The organism is Oceanospirillum sediminis (assembly GCF_014164585.1).
Classification (GTDB): domain Bacteria; phylum Pseudomonadota; class Gammaproteobacteria; order Pseudomonadales; family Halomonadaceae; genus Oceanospirillum; species Oceanospirillum sediminis.
Genome location: NZ_JACJFM010000167.1, coordinates 1 through 412 on the forward strand (window position 1 = coordinate 1; position 412 = coordinate 412).

Annotated in this window: 1 protein-coding gene; it reads right to left on the reverse strand. The window is 30.1% G+C overall.

The features are described from left to right. Positions 1-140: 140 nt before the first annotated feature. Positions 141-412 (reverse strand): Rid family hydrolase (locus H4O21_RS28270; protein WP_182812502.1); only part of this gene is annotated, 272 nt, incomplete at its 5' end.

The following is a 412-nucleotide window of genomic DNA, read 5'->3' on the forward strand; positions in this document are numbered from 1 at the left end:
TAGTGCTTTTGAAGAAGATATAGAAAAAGCGAAAGCTGCTGGTGTTGATGAATTTTTAGCAAAACCTATTGATAATGAAAAATTAAATAGTGTATTGAGAAAATATGCTTTAAAAAAGGAAGAGCAAGTATCTTAACTATTTATTTTACCGCTATCATACTTATTTCTACGTTTACATTTTTTGGTAATCTGGCAACTTGTATCGTTTCTCTTGCTGGAGCCGTTTCATCATTAAAAAAGCTTCCGTATACTTCATTGATTAAAGCAAAGTCATCCATATTATTTATAAATATTGATGTTTTAACTACATCCTCAAAAGTGTAATTCGCAGCTTCTAAAACTGTTTTTAGATTCTGCATTACTTGCATAGTTTCAGCTTTGATATCATCTAATACTAAATTGCCCGTTGAAG